At 54.2% G+C, this 16,782-nt stretch carries 17 protein-coding genes; 16 read left to right on the top strand and 1 reads right to left on the bottom strand.

The window, feature by feature from the left end:
• Positions 1 to 15 precede the first annotated feature (15 nt).
• The 7 genes from QQL54_RS15155 to QQL54_RS15125 all read left to right on the top strand — a co-directional run bounded on the left by QQL54_RS15155 (position 16) and on the right by QQL54_RS15125 (position 5,766).
• On the top strand, positions 16 to 537 hold the full coding sequence (locus tag QQL54_RS15155) for a nuclear transport factor 2 family protein (protein ID WP_284392362.1): 522 nt from the start codon (positions 16 to 18) through the stop codon (positions 535 to 537).
• Between the two features lie 12 nt (positions 538 to 549).
• Positions 550 to 1,893 carry an MFS transporter gene (locus QQL54_RS15150; RefSeq protein ID WP_284392361.1) on the top strand — a complete coding sequence of 448 codons (1,344 nt, stop codon included), beginning with the start codon at positions 550 to 552 and terminating at the stop codon, positions 1,891 to 1,893.
• A gap of 65 nt (positions 1,894 to 1,958) precedes the next feature.
• Positions 1,959 to 2,954: a winged helix-turn-helix transcriptional regulator gene (locus QQL54_RS15145; protein ID WP_284392359.1), complete on the top strand. Its 996-nt coding sequence runs from the start codon at positions 1,959 to 1,961 to the stop codon at positions 2,952 to 2,954.
• An 81-nt stretch (positions 2,955 to 3,035) separates the two neighbouring features.
• Positions 3,036 to 3,923 (top strand): SDR family NAD(P)-dependent oxidoreductase, encoded by an 888-nt coding sequence (locus QQL54_RS15140; protein WP_284392356.1) that lies wholly within the window; start codon positions 3,036 to 3,038, stop codon positions 3,921 to 3,923.
• Between the two features lie 13 nt (positions 3,924 to 3,936).
• Entirely contained in the window at positions 3,937 to 4,476 is a 540-nt protein-coding gene (locus QQL54_RS15135; RefSeq protein ID WP_284392352.1) for a nuclear transport factor 2 family protein, read from the top strand.
• A 19-nt stretch (positions 4,477 to 4,495) separates the two neighbouring features.
• A complete protein-coding gene (locus tag QQL54_RS15130) occupies positions 4,496 to 5,245 on the top strand; it encodes an SDR family NAD(P)-dependent oxidoreductase (protein WP_284392350.1) in 750 nt (249 codons plus the stop codon).
• Positions 5,245 to 5,766, top strand: a complete 522-nt coding sequence (locus tag QQL54_RS15125; RefSeq protein WP_284392349.1) for a nuclear transport factor 2 family protein — start codon at positions 5,245 to 5,247, stop codon at positions 5,764 to 5,766. Before QQL54_RS15130 ends, QQL54_RS15125 begins: the two co-directional genes overlap by 1 nt.
• Before the next feature lie 69 nt (positions 5,767 to 5,835).
• On the opposite strand, the gene QQL54_RS15120 is transcribed toward QQL54_RS15125, so the two are convergent.
• Positions 5,836 to 8,151 (bottom strand): TonB-dependent receptor, encoded by a 2,316-nt coding sequence (locus tag QQL54_RS15120; protein ID WP_284392348.1) that lies wholly within the window; start codon positions 8,149 to 8,151, stop codon positions 5,836 to 5,838.
• A gap of 514 nt (positions 8,152 to 8,665) precedes the next feature.
• Between QQL54_RS15120 and QQL54_RS15115 the strand changes: the two genes are divergently transcribed.
• The 9 genes from QQL54_RS15115 to QQL54_RS15075 all read left to right on the top strand — a co-directional run bounded on the left by QQL54_RS15115 (position 8,666) and on the right by QQL54_RS15075 (position 16,782).
• Complete coding sequence (locus QQL54_RS15115; protein ID WP_284392346.1) at positions 8,666 to 9,874, top strand: tyrosine-type recombinase/integrase; 1,209 nt, start codon at positions 8,666 to 8,668, stop codon at positions 9,872 to 9,874.
• Positions 9,867 to 10,373 (top strand): hypothetical protein, encoded by a 507-nt coding sequence (locus QQL54_RS15110; protein WP_284392344.1) that lies wholly within the window; start codon positions 9,867 to 9,869, stop codon positions 10,371 to 10,373. The genes QQL54_RS15115 and QQL54_RS15110 overlap by 8 nt, the downstream gene beginning before the upstream one ends.
• 306 nt (positions 10,374 to 10,679) lie before the next feature.
• Positions 10,680 to 11,093, top strand: a complete 414-nt coding sequence (locus QQL54_RS15105; RefSeq protein ID WP_284392342.1) for a winged helix domain-containing protein — start codon at positions 10,680 to 10,682, stop codon at positions 11,091 to 11,093.
• Positions 11,094 to 11,350: 257 nt separating this feature from the next.
• The gene (locus QQL54_RS15100) at positions 11,351 to 12,502 is read left to right on the top strand and encodes a DUF7146 domain-containing protein (protein ID WP_284392340.1); all 1,152 of its coding nucleotides are present in this window, start codon (positions 11,351 to 11,353) and stop codon (positions 12,500 to 12,502) included.
• A complete protein-coding gene (locus tag QQL54_RS15095) occupies positions 12,499 to 14,094 on the top strand; it encodes a DUF3987 domain-containing protein (protein WP_284392339.1) in 1,596 nt (531 codons plus the stop codon). Before QQL54_RS15100 ends, QQL54_RS15095 begins: the two co-directional genes overlap by 4 nt.
• A 39-nt stretch (positions 14,095 to 14,133) precedes the next feature.
• Positions 14,134 to 14,493 (top strand): hypothetical protein, encoded by a 360-nt coding sequence (locus tag QQL54_RS15090; RefSeq protein ID WP_284392337.1) that lies wholly within the window; start codon positions 14,134 to 14,136, stop codon positions 14,491 to 14,493.
• A 1-nt stretch (position 14,494) separates the two neighbouring features.
• Complete coding sequence (locus QQL54_RS15085) at positions 14,495 to 15,010, top strand: hypothetical protein (protein WP_284392335.1); 516 nt, start codon at positions 14,495 to 14,497, stop codon at positions 15,008 to 15,010.
• Between the two features lie 463 nt (positions 15,011 to 15,473).
• Positions 15,474 to 16,004, top strand: a complete 531-nt coding sequence (locus QQL54_RS15080; protein WP_284392333.1) for an HGGxSTG domain-containing protein — start codon at positions 15,474 to 15,476, stop codon at positions 16,002 to 16,004.
• A 421-nt stretch (positions 16,005 to 16,425) separates the two neighbouring features.
• The gene (locus QQL54_RS15075) at positions 16,426 to 16,782 is read left to right on the top strand and encodes a hypothetical protein (RefSeq protein WP_284392331.1); all 357 of its coding nucleotides are present in this window, start codon (positions 16,426 to 16,428) and stop codon (positions 16,780 to 16,782) included.

Raw genomic sequence — 16,782 nt, 5'->3', positions numbered from 1 at the left:
CGAGAGGGGAATTCCATGACTTTTCGCAAGATTATTCTTTTGACCGCGATGAGCGGGTTAACCTTGGCAGGATGCGCGCACTCTATGACATCAACATCGGACTATCGAGACCGCGGGATGAGCATGCAGCAAAAAGAGGCTCTCGTCGCAAGCGATCCTGATATTGCCGTTGTGCAGAAGATGATTACCGCTTGGAATGTGCGTGATTGGAACTTGGTCGCTGACCTCTTTACCGAAGACGGGAACCTTCATTCAATGATGATTGATCCGGTCATTGGTCGCGAGACCATTCGAAAACGCATCGTTGGGCTCGGCGCGGGCATTGACGACATTACGCTTCACATTGTGAATATGGGCCGCGTGGGCAATGTAATCATGATCGAGCGCGTCGACGAATTTACCTATAATGGCCATTACGGGAAAGTTCCCGTGGTCGGCATCCTCGAGATCGAAGGCGATTTGGTCAAAGAATGGCGCGAATATTACGATCGGGCTGAACTGATTCATGCTTTGGGGCTGGAGGAAGACTTCGGATAGGCGGCCCGTTCGATGAGCGACATCGACATAGAGCCCACGCTTTTATTGGATGAGGATGACACCCCGTTTCCTAGTGGTTGGATGGCGTGGGGCATCGTCGCCGCATTCTTTGTCGCCTATATATTCTCTTTTATTGATCGGATGATTATCGGGCTTCTGGTCGAACCCATTAAAGCGGATCTCGGACTGTCTGATACGCAAATCGGACTGTTACAGGGCTTCGCGTTTGCGCTTTTCTACACAGTCGCCGGCATTCCGATCGGCCGCCTGATCGACCGAGCCCCCCGCATGAAAATCGTTGCGGCCGGTGTCTTTGTTTGGAGCGTGATGACAGCGATTTGCGCGGGCGTGACCAATTTCTGGCAATTCTTCGCAGCCCGCATGGGTGTCGGCGTTGGTGAAGCCGTTTTGTCTCCAGCGGCGTATTCGGTCATTTCTGACAGTTTCCCGAAGCGTAAGCTGGGCTTGCCAATGGGTGTCTATGGCTTGGGGTCAGCCGTCGGTGCGGGGCTGGCTTTTATGGTTGGAGCCTTTGTTGTGGCAGCGGTTGCTAATGCAGGTGATGTGAGCGTTCCGATCCTCGGCGAAATCAAAGCGTGGCAAGTTGCGTTCCTCGTTGCTGGTCTGCCGGGACTTCTCATCGCGGTTATGTTTCTGTTTATTCCAGAACCTCGTCGACGGTTTTCTAAAGCGGAACAAGCTGCGACTGAGCCCGTGCCTTTCAAGGCTGTTCTGTCCCACATGCATGACAATCGGCTTTATTTCTGGAGCCTTTTTGTCGCCGTAGGGGCAATCAATTTGGCGGTGCTGGGCTCGATCTCTTGGCTACCGGCTATGCTCATGCGCAGCTTCGATATGGCTTTAGCCCCGACAGGCTGGTTCAGTGGCGGTATGCTGATCGTCGGAGGCCTCATCGGCATGATTGGAGGCGGGGCGATCATGGACCGGATTGGCGGCGGGACTCCGCAGGTCCGATTGCGCTTCTGCGGTTGGTCAGCCCTTATTGGTTCTTTCGGCGCTTTGCTCTTTCCTTTGACGGGGAGCATCCCTCTCTTAACCGTCTCATTTATTCTGTTTTTCTCTGCAGCCGCCGTCGCAGTGGGTGCGGCCCCATCGGTTATCCAACAACTCGCCCCCAATCGGATGCGGGCAACCATTTCCGCGGCCTATGTGTTCGTCATCAATGCCATAGGTCTTGGCGTCGGTCCCACGCTAACCGCCGTGATTGGAGATACGTTCTTCCCAACCGAATCGGGCATTCGGTACGCCATCGTGATTGTCGCTGTGTCCGGCTATCTAATTGGTGCCATCCTGTTCTTTGTCGCTGCAAAAAGCCTGGATCGGCAGACTAAATAGACCAAATCGAGGTCAATGAGGCTAAGAGCGGGTTTGAAAAGACGCGCCGTATAGACAAGAGGTTCATGAACTCCCATTTAGGTGAGGTCATGGAAGAAAAATTCATCCGTTCCTGTTCGATCTGGCGTGCCCTTGAAGTCGTCGGCGATTATCCAACGCTGTTGATCCTAGAAGTTAGCTGGTTGGGCGGAAAACGCTTTGATGGGATCCGGCGCCGTACGGGTTTGTTAAAAGCGTCGCTCTCCAGTCGCCTCCGGCGTCTAGTTGAAGCCGGACTGATGGAAAAACGGCGCTATTGCGACAGCCCTCCCCGATACGAATATATTATGACTGAAAAGGGCCAGGGCCTATATTGGGTGGCCCTTATGCTACTGCGTTGGGAACGACGCTGGCAGGAGCCTGGAAAGATTTCTGTCGAGCTCACTCACAAAACCTGCGGGAAAGTCTTCGATCCAGTCCCAGCTTGCGGAGCCTGCAATGTTGAGATTGATCCGAAAGAAGTCGAGTGGTCTGAGGGTCCGGGTGTCAGTCAAATGAAAGCCCTCTATAGCCGCCGACGCCGTAGCCGCGACGCCGAACAGAAATCAAATTCACTCATGGATCAAGCGGCGCAAATCATGGGTGATCGGTGGTCCAGTCTAATCCTGCGTTCGATCTATACAGGTATCAACAGGTTTGATGAAATCCTTGCCGACACCGCCATAGCGACGAACATTTTATCCGAAAGACTGGCCTGGCTCGAAGAGATCGGCATGATCCGTCCCAAACAATATCACAGCAACCCACCGCGATATGAATACCGTTTGCGCTCCAAGGGCGTGGATTACTACCACGCGCTCTTGATGCTGCAGAAGTGGGGCGACACGTATTATTGTGCGCCCGAAGGCCCGCCGCTTCTGCTGACCCATAAACTTTGCGATAGTTCGCTCGATCCCAAAGTCATTTGTTCGGAGTGTCAAGAACCTATCGATGTGCGTGCGGTGACTTACAAAATTGTTGGAGAGATTGATGTTACATCAACAGCCGGGGTCGTCGACGCCACGCAGGCCCCAGCAGCATAAAAACTAGCCCGCCTAGTTCCCTGCCTCCACTATAGACTTTCATTAACATACCGTCCCTGCTAAGCTTTGAGTTTAGGAGGTATGATGGCGGAACGACCGCGAACTGCACTTGTGACAGGCGCTGGAAAGGGACTTGGCGCGGCCTTCGCGACGGGCCTTGCAAATGACGGGTGTCAGGTCGTCGTCAATAATCGTACTCATTCCAATACACCAAGTTCGGCGCAGCATATCGCCCAGTCTATTCGTCAATCAGGCGGTATAGCGACCCACCAAGAATCCGCTGTGGATGATCCCGGTGCTGCCGCAGTGATAATCGATGACACAGTAGAGCATTTCGGCGGACTCGATATTCTTGTTCTCAATGCTGGCATTTCAGGTCCAGCCGTTAAAATCGACTCAGAGGCTGACACGAAACTCCGCGACGTCATGGAGATTAACTTCTTCAGCAACGCCGCTTTAATCGCGGCCGCCATGCCACATTTGCAAGCATCAAAAGCTGGTCGCATCCTCCTCATCGCGTCTTCCGCTGGCCTTTATGGCGTACGCGGCCGTGCCGCCTACGCCGCATCCAAAGGCGCGCTGATTGCTTATGGGAAAAGCCTCGCGGACGAGCATCGGCGCACGCCAATCCGGGTTAACATGCTGGCGCCCTATGCTGCTACGGCAATGACCGCTGGTGAAGGCGGCGCCGCAGACCCAAGACTGGACCCGGTTAACGCAACAGCCGCAGCCGTATGGTTATGCCGTCCAGAATGCGACCGAACTGGCGAGGTCTGGGTAAGTGGTGCGGGTCATGCAGCACGAGGCGCCGTGATCGAAAGCCAAGGCGGCACCATACCCGACGGAACGCCGGACGGATTTGGTCACGCAGTAGCGACTCTCGCCCAGCTAACCGACATACGTGAATATAACAGTGCGCAGCAAGCCTTTGCCAGTTTCATGCGCCCAATCACCCAATCATCCGTTTAATAGGAACACCTCAATGGCACGACCCAAATCCGTTGAAGAATTATTCGACCGTCAAGAGATTTACGATCTTCTCGTCAACTATGCGAGAGGCGCTGACCGCGGCGATATTACGCTCATCGAAAACGCTTATCATGATGACGCGATTGAAGATCATGGTGGAACTTTCATGGGCCCCGCGAGCGAATATGTGGACCTTCTTCGCACCGTTCTGCCCAAAGCGCCGCGCATGTCGCATATCGTCACGAACATAAATATCGAGCTCGATGGCGACCGGGCTTATACGGAATGCTATTTCCTGACCTTTTCACGCCGTGAAAAAATTGAAGACCCGTTCGACAGTTTTACAATGGCGCGCGTGATCGACCGCATGGAACGCCGCGACAGTGGCCCATGGAAAATCGCCCATCGTCGCCTGGCTTGGGATTGGAACCACGAAATGCCGCTTAATGAAAGCTGGGGTCGCGGCGAGATCGCGCCAAATCCTGCGAAACTGACACGCGGTGCGAAGAAGCCCGATGATATTCTGTATGGCAGCTGGTTACGCGCAAAATAATTATAATAGGGGAATTAAAATGAAAATAGACGGCTGTACCGCCATCGTAACCGGGGGAAACCGCGGCATCGGATTGGGCTTTGTTGAGGAGTTATTAGACGCAGGCGCAAAGCGCGTTTACGTAGCAGCCCGAAAACTTTCGGATGCACAAGCCATTGTCGAACGCGACCCCGACCGTTTGCATCCCATACAACTCGACGTGACCCGCATGGATGAGGTTGAGTCGGCAGGAAAAGCCTGCCCTGACGTTAATCTCGTCGTCAATAATGCGGGCGCATTCTCACGACAGACCCTTTTAGGCGCAGACGATATGTCCGGCATGCGCCAAGAAATCGAAACGAACTATATCGGCGTCGTTGCCATGTGCCGGGCGTTTGCACCCATCCTCAAAGACAATGGAGGCGGCGCGATCGTCAACGTCCTATCAGCAGGCGGTATCATCGCGGTGCCGGGCATGGGCGGATATAGCCCGTCCAAGTTCGCAGCCCGTGCCGCAAGCGACTGCATGCGCGCCGAGTTGGAACCGCAGGGCACGCATGTCGCCGCTTTGATCGTTGGGTCCGTTGACACACGCATGGCCAAACATGTGACTTGGCAGGAAAAATCAACCCCGCGCGATATTGGCAAAGCTGGCATCCTGGCTGTCGAGCAGAAGATCCCGGAGCATGATACCGATCCGCATTCCGTCTCCGTCCGCGCTTTCCTAGCTAGGGACCCTCACACAATTAAGCGCTCCATGGCCAAAGCTCTGCATAGTGGAAGATCCTGATGTATAAAAATACGATTGAAACCGTCATCGCAAAGCAGGACATCAGTGATGTCATTATGCGCTACGCCCGTGCGATTGACAGAGCGGATGGTCCCTTGCTGCACAGTTGCTATTGGGAAGACGCCATTGAAGAGCATGCCAATAGCTATACTGGGCCGGCACACGACTATATCGACGGGGCCATGAAACGTCTGCAGGGCGGTGACGTTATGATGCACAATGTCGGCAATATTCATACGGAGCTAGAAGGCGACACGGCTTGGGTTGAGACATATCTAATTACATTCGCCCGCTTCCCGAAAGATGGTGTGTCTTGGGACACATTGACCGGAGGCCGTATCTTCGACAAGTTCGAGCGCCGAAACGGTGAATGGAAGATCGCCCATCGCAAGATTGCACTGGATTGGAACCGGGATGAACCATCCTGCGAGGGTTGGTGTCTCGGCCTATTCAAACCTGAGGACCCTCGCACGATCATGGGCGAAAAGGGCAAAGGCGATTTGACCTACACGCGCTTCTAAATTCAACAGGTTTTGAGATAAAAAAAAGCCCGGACACTGTCCGGGCTTTTCAAGTTGCCGAGTTACGCTTTAGAACTTCACGGCGACGGAGGCACCGTAGGTTCTAGGCGCACTCAGTCGGGAAACTTCATCGCCGAAGAAAGCAATAATGTTCGTGCGGTACAGTTTGTCTGTGAGATTACGACCCCACAACGAGACTGTCAGATCGCCACCATTAGGGGTGACCGACAAGCGGCCATCCAAGGTCCCGTAGGCGTCTTCGAAGTTCGTGTTTTCGGGCGCCCAGAACATTTTGCCTTGATGCGAGTAACCAAGATGCGCGCGGAGGCCATCTTGCCAGTCACCAAGATCGGTTTCGTAATCGACCGAAACATTAAATTGATAATCAGGTGTGCGTTGCAGGAAATTTCCTGACGCGTCACGTCCGAGCGAGTCAACAAAGTCGATATATTCCGTGTCGAGATAGGTAAGTCCGCCAGACAGGACTAATCCGTCTGTCAGAAGGAATTCACCCTCAACCTCGAAACCGCGAATATCCGCATCAGCCGCATTGTCCGTAATATTGCACAGACATTGCGCATTCGTCTGCGTAACCTGAAGGTTCTGATACTTCATGTAAAACGCGGCCAAGTTGATGCGAGCTCGATTACCCATGAAATCAAACTTGCCGCCGATCTCATAATTATCGACATTCTCAGGGTCATAGCCTGCCCGTGCAGCAGCCGGGTTCGCAGGGTCGTCTTCGAAACCACCCCCTTTATAACCCGATGAATAGGTGGCGTAGAGGAACATATTTTCGTTGGGTTCAAATTCGAGTGTAACCTGCGGCGTCAACTCGCCCCAATCCTCACCATACTCAGTCGTGAAGAAGTCCCCTTCGGAGAAGGTGCCGGCGATAGGCGTGAGTGCGACTTGGTCATTGGGACTAAACTGGTCGCCGCCTTCAACAGCAATTGCTGTCACAACACCGGATTTCTCATCCTTCGTATAACGGAGACCACCCACCACACGGAACTGATCATTGAAGCGGTATCCGACTTGGGCGAATGCGGCATAACTGCGGTTTTCTGCCAAATTATTCCAATGGGATTCCCCGTTCAATGTCGGGATAGGCAGCGGCGTTTCTGCCCAAAACTTATCCTGCTTGTTGACGTGATCGCGCTGCAAATAACCTCCGATGATCCAGTCGAAACCCTGATCAACCGGAGCAGAAACCAAACGAATTTCCTGCGAGAACTGTTTAATCTCTTCGGTCTCATTCACTGGGAAAGAGAAGGTGGGTGGCAACACACTGAAACCAAAACCATTGTCCGGACCGATACCTGTCTGGTCATAGAGATTGAAAGCGTCGCCCTGGCGAAATCCCGTGATGGCCGTCAGCGTTGCGAAATCAAAATCATTCTCTAATTTCAAGCTGATGCCAAAGGCTTCACGATCCAGTTGTTGTGGGGTTTCCTGAGCATCACCTTTGTAGCGTGGCCATTCAGGAAGGCTTTCGCGAAGCGAGAGCGTGCGACCAAGGCCTGCACTGACAAGTTCGCGCGCCAAACTCCAACCACCTTGGCCTGGAAATGGATCGTCAATCGCAACGGAATGAAAACCGTTGGACTCGTCCTTCGTATAGTCAAAGCCAAGCTTTGCTGAAAAATCTGAATTTTCAGGTTGGAACAGTAGCTGTGTACGGAATTGCACTGAATCGACATTATCGAGGTCGACATTATGCAGAATGTCTTCGTTAAAACCGTTCCGTTTACGGGCTTGGAACGAAAAACGTCCGGCCAGTGAGTCTGTGATCGCTCCGGTAATGTGTCCGTTCGTCAGGACTTCGCCGTAATTACCGTAAGACGCCGAGACTTGACCGCTCGTTTCGAACTCAGGTTCTGCGGCATAAATGCTGATGGCCCCGCCGACGACATTTCGCCCGAGCAGCACACCTTGTGGACCGCGAACAACTTCGACCCGTCCAATGTCGTACATGTCGAAGTTAAAAAGACCGGACCGTCCGACATATACGTCATCAAAGAAGATGCCGATGGATTGGTCAGCCGACGGAGAATCCAAACGAGTATTCGTGATGCCGCGAATGTTAAATTCTTGGTCCAACGGGGATAACGCCGTGAAAGAAAGAGACGTCGCGCTACCTGCGAGTTCTTCGAAACTTAAGATCCGCTCATTTTCTAGGTTCTCACCAGTAAAGGCTGAGATGGCGGCTGATGTGTCCTGAACACTTTTGGATCGTCGCTGCGCCGTGACAATGATATTATCGAGTTGAAAGTCCTCAGCCGCCTCATCGTTATCCTGCGCCCATACGGGTTGGGCTGTCATGCCACTTAGAGCCAGACCCATGGTCAAGGCGAATACACTGCTCTGCAACCTAAACTTCATAAGATTTCCCCGATGATATGATGCCGTCTAACGTGCGGCTTGTATAAACAGACTGATATGCGAGTTTAGTAGGTTCGTCAACGCAAGTTACCCAAGCCAGTCTTTTTTCATGTCGACTGTGCCTCATTCGCCACAGGGTCACATGAGTTATTCGTACACGCAAAGATCGGCCTAAGCGTCTATCCGTATAGGCGGAGTACTTTTTGATTTAGTGAGAACCTTCTACGCGATCCGAACAGACAGCGTGATCTGTCCACTCGCTGACACCGTGAAACCAATAAATAGTAACGGTCATCCCCAGAAAGGGGAGTTTGCTTAGAAAGGTAGTGGCGGAGACGAAGGGAGCCACACCCATATATCTGGTAATCTCTAGCTGTCTCAAACTTTGCTGATTTCGTATAAAGCACAACGACTTCTATCTCATTCAACCCCCTAGCGCCTCTGACTGTCTCACGCTATAGATAGGGCTAGCGGTAGGGCCACGGTTTTGGCCCTACCCGAGACGGGCATAGCTATGGCAGGCATCAAACTACTGAACACGGCGCGCATAAACGCGCTCCCGCTTCCCGAAAGGGGTAAGCGCAGGGTTTCCGATGGCGGGGGACTTTACCTCGTCCTGCGCGCTACTGGATCGAAAGCTTGGGTATTCCTCTGGAAACGAAATGGGCAACCTACGGAGATTGGGTTAGGTAGGCTGTCAGACTTAGGTTTGGCTGATGCTAGAAAGATGGCAGAAATTGCACGGGTTGAAGTTGCCGCTGGTCGCGACCCTCGCGAAGCTTTCAGACCGAAAGACGAAAAAACGTTTAAGGACGCTGCGCTGGCAGTCGTAGAAATGAAATCCAGAGGGAGAGAAGCGAAAACGCGCCACCAGTGGGAGCGTGACCTACTCTACCGCTGCAAAACGCTACATAGCCGCCCTATTGAGAACGTCACGCGATCCGACATTCTCAAGCTCCTGCGGCCCATTTGGAATGATACGCCAGAAAGCGGCAGAAGATTTAGAGCGCGTCTAGAGGCGTTATTCGGCTACGCAATCGCGATGAAATGGAGGCAGGGCGGCAACCCTGCTGTTTGGAAACATGGCCTAGAGCACGTCCTTTCTGCCCATACCGACACAAAGGGCCATCATGACGCTATGCCTTGGCAAGATGTTCCCGCGTTCATGGTGGAGCTTTCCGAACGCAAGGCGATTTCAGCTAAAGCCCTCGCATTTACGATTTTGACCGCACCTCGCACAAATGAGGCTCTTCAGGCGCAATGGGGCGAATTCGATTTCTCAAAAGAGACTTGGACCATTCCCGCAGAACGGATGAAGGCAAAAACCGGGAAACGTAAGCCGCATACGATTCCACTCTCCCCCCAAGCCCTCGCGATAATTCATGAAATGGGCGAAACGAAAATCAGCGACTACGTATTCCCCGGTCAGAAGCGCGATAAGCCATTATCGAACATGGCCATGCTAAACCTGCTGCAAAGCCGAATGAAGAAACCTTTCACGGTACACGGCTTTCGCTCATCTTTTAGGGATTGGGTAGGGGAGACTACAGACTATCCGCGTGAACTCGCTGAAATGGCTCTAGCACATGTCGTGGGGAATATGTCGGAGCAGGCATATAGGCGCGGCAAGGCGATAGAGCGCCGCAGGCCGATGATGCTGGAATGGGCGGCATTTTGCGTTCCTTCAGAGATCAACGCGAACGTGGTACGCCTCCATGGCTGATAATCTTGAAAAGTTCATTCGGGACACAGCAAAACTTTTGTCTGCGTCTGATGCGGTAGGCTACAGTAAGCTTGAAATCGACCTCACGATAAAAATACTTGAGGGCGATTTGTCGGAACTATCTGCTATTTTACAATCGGATCCAGCGCGTGTTCCCAATGGAGTCCTCTATTTGCTTGGACAGCTAATGGATGAAAAAAGCGGGAGTGATGTTTTCTTAAAGTTAGTTGACGCCAAGAAACCGTACACGCTGCCTAAAGCGGCAAAACACCGAGCGGCGAATAGCGAAGCCGCTGCGATATTTGGACATTACATGGACTTGCGACTAATCGGCAAAGTCAGCTCTGAGGAAGCGATCAAATTACTCTGGGCTAAGTTCCCTACTAGTGAGCGCAATTTCCGCAGAAAGATAAGGCGCGGTAGGGGTGTGGTCTTGAAACAAATCGAAACCTTATCGCCTGAAGTTCAGGATATTCTCAAATCTGACTTTGGCATGTGAGGTGACAAAAAACTCGGAAATCTGTCATGACAGATATAAAAAATCATTGTCGGTTACTTCGTTCCCGCTGTGCTTAGGAAAGGTGTCGTTCACAGCAATATGGAGCGACACCAATGGACACCACAACACTGCAGAAGGGAGCGTTTTCGGTAAACGGCTTTCTAGAATGGGCTAGCATTAGTCGGGCGACGTTCTACCGCGAGGTAAACGCTGGACGAATAAAGACGCGCAAGCTTGGTAACAAAACCCTAGTAGCTCGCGCCGACGCCGACGCGTGGCTCGATGCGCTCCCAGAGGCCGCTTAAGATGGCCGCGCAGGTCAAAGCCCGCTTGCAGAAATTCCAGCGCGCGGACGGTTCAACACTCACAGTCACAGCCCGACGTGAGAACGAAACCATGGTTCACTTTATCGCAAATGGTGAGTTGGGCATTTCATCCCTTACCCATCCCGGTTTGCGGTTATCTCATTATGTTTTCATGCTGCGCACAAAATACGGCGTGCCTATCCATATGGAAAAGGTTGCGCAGCCGGGCGGCGTTGGTTGGTATGGCCGTTACACGCTTCGAGAGCGGATTAAATTACTGCCCGATGAAACGACGAAACCGACCACGGGGCAAACCGGGCCGGTTCCAATATCCAAGCTGGCAGGCAAAGGACGGGCATTAGATACCCCGACCGACTGCGATTTGCAAGGTCGCGGGGCTGGTCATGACGGATAATTCCACCGCCCCGATTACCTCGCCAGATACCTACCTAGAAGTGTCGCCTTATGACGCTGATAGAGGCGAAAAAGTGGGGGTTAACCCCGCCTCACTTTCTAAGCGGGAAATTCTGGACCTAGGACACCCGCCTAGCCCCATCAAAGCTATACGGGCCAAGTGCCTCGACTGTTGCGGCGGTGTGATTAGCGAAGTTCGCAAATGCACGGCGCTTGGTTGCGCCTTGTGGCCACTTCGGATGGGTAAGAACGTTTATCATGCTCGCGCCACCCGGTCGAAAGGGGGCGATGATGCATAATCCAGCCCTAGACTTTAATCGAGACGCAGCCGCCGCCTATGCCCGGTTTGGGACTATCGGAATGGTCACATTTGATCCGGTTCCAGACCATGAATGCGAGGCGCATGTTCGCGAAGCCTGCCACCTGTTAGGCGGAACGATGCACGGCGTTATTGCCCGCGTTCCATCGCCAGATAAGAGCCGGGCTAATCGGTCAACGGTCATCATGCCGAATCCTGGCCTGCAATATGGGATCGGCGTTCATTGCCATAACGACCCCGGCGCGTCCCTCGCGTTCAAAGCGGACATTGCCGCACGTTTGCACTGGTCTAATGCCTCACCACGGCGCGAAACCCGCCCTAAACAGCCTGCCATTCGGCACATGCCAAAGCCCGCCCATAAAGTCGCGAAAGACGACGATAGAGAGGCGCGGGCCAATGCGCGGTGTAAATCCCTATGGGGGGAGACGTTGGCGACAGGTGAGCCGCTTAGAGCTTATCTACACGGGGCGCGGGGCTTGTCCGCTGCAAGTCTACTGGACGGACTAAGCCATGACCTGCGGTTCCATCCTGCCTTGCCCTTTTGGGAGCAAGACGGCGTGAAGTCGGACGGCAAGCCTAAATGGGTCCAACGCTTCACCTCGCCTGCCATGATGGCCCGTGTGGTCGATTGCGTCACGGGTAAGTCTATCGGGCTCCATACGACCTACCTCACACCGGACGGGCGCAAGAACCCGAACGCTGGCGATAGGGTCCGCAAGATGCGCGGCAAGGTGAAAGGCGGAACGGTCGCGCTGGCAGGTCCAGACGGGAACGGCCTGATAGCGGTCTCCGAAGGGATTGAAAGCGCCCTGTCTCTCCAAGAGTTGATGGGCTTTCCCTGTCATGCCGCCTTGTCCGCTGACGGCGTTGCCAACTGGACGCCACCGACCGGGACGAAAGCTGTCTTGATCGCACATGACGATGATGCAGGGGGACAGGGCCAGAAAGCCGCTGCGGACCTGACGGCCCGCTTGTGCGCCCTTGGCATATCATCCCGTCCTTATCCGCCCGCCGCTGCAAACCCGGCCTTTGTCGGCTGCAATGATTGGAACGATGCCCTTTTGGGTCAGCGCACGAAAGGCGCGACATGACAGACACAAACCTAGATCCATTTGAAGGCGTTCCCGTCAATGGCGGATATGGCGACAACGTTACACCGCTGGACTTTAACGCAATCCCGACCGTCAATGCGCCGGAGCGATTGGGCAGCGCGCCCGCGATGCTCGAATATCCGATAGAGGCGCTAGGTCCATATCTGGCAGACAAGGCAAAGCACATTCAAGGCATGACCGGGGCAGACCCGCGCTTAGTCTGCCAATCGCTTTTGGCTCATGTGAACTTGACGGTTCAAGGCTTAGCCAATGTGCGCCGGGACGCAGGCAGTAGCCTACCTATCTCGCTCGCTATGCTTTCTATAGCCCGTAGCGGTGACAGTAAAAGCGAATGTGACAAACACATCGGGCGCGCTTTCGGAATTGTCGAGAGCGAGGCATGGGATGATTACCAAGCCGAGTTGGCAGATTGGCAGCTAGACAATGATTGTTTCGACCGGGATCGGGCCGAAGTCTTAAAGGCGAAGGGCGCGGTGAAGCGGAACGAGGCCAAAGCCAACCTTGGCGACCGCCCGGTAAGGCCGCTGTCACCTATCCGCCGCATTGACACGGCCACAGCCGAGGCGCTTGTGTCTAAGTTGCAAACGTCCTTTCCATCGCGAGGCTTGTTCTCAGATGAGGCCGCGACATTCTTAGGGGGGTATTCCGCCCGCGAAGCTAAAACGGCGATGCTAGGGACGCTCACAAAGCTATGGGATGGGCAAGGCGTCACATCTGAGACGAAGGGCGAGGACGGCACGACGCGCATTCCGGGACGGCGCTTTGCGATCCACCTTCAAGGCCAGCCGGAAATCATGAACCCGTTTTTGATGGATCGCCTTGCGACCGGGCAAGGCTTACTCCCTCGCTGTTTGTGGGTTGGCCCAAAGACTACTCTAGGCGTGGTTCGCACACCTAACGCAACACAGCTTCAGGTCCGCGATGATTTGACCGAGACAATGGCTCGCCTATTGCGAGCTGGGCTTGAAACCTACCGCGAAGGGTCCGACCGGATATTAGAACCGCCCGCGCTGGACTTGTCAGATGAGGCCCGCGCCCTTTCTCTCGCTTACACGAACGAGATGCGAATTGCTGCGAATGACGGTCATGAATTTGCCGAGGTTCGCGGTTATGCCGTCCGGTCTGGCGAGCAAGCTTTGCGGATTATGGCGACCCTCGCCCTATTCAACCGTTATGCCGCAGGAACGCCCCTGTTTGAGTCCCTGACAGCCGATGAGGCGCGAAGGGGAGTAGACCTAGCCCGCTTCTATTTGAATGAGGTTAAGCGCCTTAGAGCCGAGCAAATGGGCGATATTAGCGAGCGTCTGGCAACGGACTGGCTTGCAAAGATTGTGCGGCAATTCGCAGACGGCACGTTCACAAAATCGGACGCCTACCGCTTCGCCCCTAACCGCCTTCGCCCGAATGGATCGGCGGTGAATAGGGACGCTGTGAAAGCCGAACGTGAAGATATTTGGAGCCTGTTACTGCAAACCCGCAACGTCCTGTCATGCGGCCCGCAAGAGGTGGACGGCGTGAAGCGAACCGAAACATTCACCGTGAACCGGGAAAGCGAGGTGAGCCATGACTAGGCCGCTATTCCGCTATTCCGCTATTTTTAGAGGTGCATCATGAACCGCCTCACCTACTGCTATTTGCAGACACGCGACCTGCTGGACAGCTTTCTAGCCCCGCCCGCGCAGACCCGAACGCCAACGGTCCAGAACGTCCCGCCGTTGGTATGGGATAACGTGCTTTCGTTCCGCCCGTCTGAGTTGGAAGCGATGGACCCGGACACGATTGCTCACATTGACCGAGTGAGCTTGAACCACGGTGAAGCCTTAGCGCTATCGCGTGGCCTGCCCGCTGTTTCGGATCGGGGCGAGTTGCGAATGGCGCTCACAGCACTTGAAGCCGACACGCTGGCACACCGGGCTAAGGTCATCATGGCTTTGACGCACAGTGCGGGCCTTGAAGACGGGGGGCGCTGATATGAACCGCGTCTACACACCGTTTCTTATTCAAATCGACTTGCGTGCGAACCTTGAGGATTGCCCGGAGGTTATCGCGCTTATCAAACGCAAATTGTTGCGCAGCGCCTTTGACGGCAAAGATGGCCCGATGCGCCTCACCTTCGTCAAAGAGGAAGCCGGAACCGCTCATTCCATCATGGAAAAATATCGCGCAATTTGGGAGCATTCAGACGTGATGAACATGCGCGTTCTCAGCACAAACCCGAACAATGCGTCTAGCTCAGGGCCGGGCGATCCAGTCGCCGTCAAACTGGAAAGTATGTGGCTCAAAAACGGGAAGCGGCGCAAAGCCGAGAATGTGGCGAATGCCGACAGGGCGCTGGTCAAACAGATGCAGGGTGCAAGCGGTCAACCTGTCATGGGTAGTCGCCGTGGACGCAAAGCGTCTGCAAAGCCGAATAAGAGCGAGCTTCATAGGCAGGCTCATAACCTATTCGCCCCAGCTGGCAAACCGTCCACGCCGCGTCCGTTATGAGAGCGGGAAAGGTGCTAGATAAAACTTCACCTTGTCCGATGCGGACTAGGCTTTCATTTACGAGATGACAGCGCGAACCCCTGTTGAACAATGTTGAACCTAGGGCCGCTTCGCATGGGGTAAGACTGCGGATAGATTGCTAGGTGAATGTTGGTTTACGCGACTGGTCTAATCCGCCCGGCCATGACAGCGAGCGCCTAGCCCTAAGACCGCCCTAATGCGGTCGCCCTTGCCCTATGACAGCACGCCCATCACTGTAAGGGTTTCGGGACCACTACGCGCGCCTTGTGCGTGGTTTGAGAGCGGGAAAGCATGTCAACAAATGTTAACCTTGCAGCGCCCATCGCTCGTGGCCTTTTTGTGTGTAGAAAGCGGGGAAGTGGCCTGCCAAAACCTGACATTCCAGCGCGCTTTACCCGGCCCGCATTTTTGCCTTGAGAGCCGCGATATGGTATGAATCAGCGTGTCTATCGCGCCCTATAAATCCGATCCGCTCACCATCCCGCAAATCCCTAACGTGGCCGTCCCGCCGTCGTTTTGGGATGACCTGATTACCTACCGCTCGCCTAGCATGGTGCAACTCACATTGCAGGACCGTGACCGGATCAATCGGCTTACATTCGACAAGGCAACCGAGATATTCGCCAGCGACCTAACGACCACTCGAATTGAAACGCGCGGGCTCGACTTCGCCCTGCGCAAAGCTGGGGAGCGGGCTAAGAGCTATAAACGCTACTATGTCGATTGCGCTGTATGGGATCGCGACCACAGCAAGGCGACGAAACGCCGGGTTCCCTGTGGCGCTCGCAAAAAGGACGGGGCGCAATGCCGGGCTATGAGTGAGCCGGGCCGGAACCGTTGCCGCTTCCACGGTGGCTGTTCGACAGGACCGCGCACAGTGGAAGGGATGCGCAAAGCGTTGTCCTGTTTGCCGCAATATAGAAACGACCCGGAACGCCTTGAAGCGAAGCTATCGGAGTGGCCCAAGGCGTAGGATTTTCGGACTACCCCATGCCTGTTTTAACAGCCATTCGGTAAGCTGTTAATACAGCACAAGAACAGCACAGCGCCCGGCCTTTTTCTGACTGCCCGTTACCCTGTTAATACAGCGTAAGAACAGCGTAGCAGTTCACTGATAAAACAGTGACCGAACAGTGAGGCCGCCCGTCATTTTTCTGACAACTCTGCAAAGCAAAATGCGGGCGACCATACTTTGCTTTGCAGAAGGAGGCTGCAATCAGAGCAAAAAGGCGGCTACCCACCCTTTTGCTCGTAAGGAGATGGCAAGAGCCGCATCAGATTGAGACAACCTAGTGTCGCCGCCGTCACTAGGTTCCAGATCGGTCCGTTTTCCAGCCGCATCAGATTGCTTGAGCAACTCCCCGGCCCGGCGAACTGCGCGCCCGCAAAAACAAATGGTGGTCGCCCGCCCTTTGTTATCGCAAAAAGAGGCGGCACTTTTAGAACCTAGTGAGGGCGACCGCACTAGGTTGTCGAAATCGGATGCGGCTCAAAGCGAAAGTATGGTCGCCCGCATTTTCGGTCAGGCGGACGCGGCTCGCGAGGCGGGCAAAATCTGCCAACCGCTAAAAGCAACGCAGAAAAACAAAGTAACGGCAGCGACACTTTGGTTTCTCAAAAGCAGGTGGCTGAAAAGGCTGGTATGTCATTTCGGTGATAATACACCGATGGAACACCGAAGCTCTCCCCCTCGTAATGACGAAAATTTAGAGCCGCTTTGGCCTGTTAAAACAGGCGCAGAACAGGCGTGA

It is taken from the genome of Algimonas ampicilliniresistens (assembly GCF_030159955.1).
Taxonomy (GTDB): Bacteria; Pseudomonadota; Alphaproteobacteria; order Caulobacterales; family Maricaulaceae; genus Litorimonas; species Litorimonas ampicilliniresistens.
The sequence above is the reverse complement of the archived record's forward strand: the minus strand, read 5'-3'. Positions and strand labels throughout refer to the sequence as shown.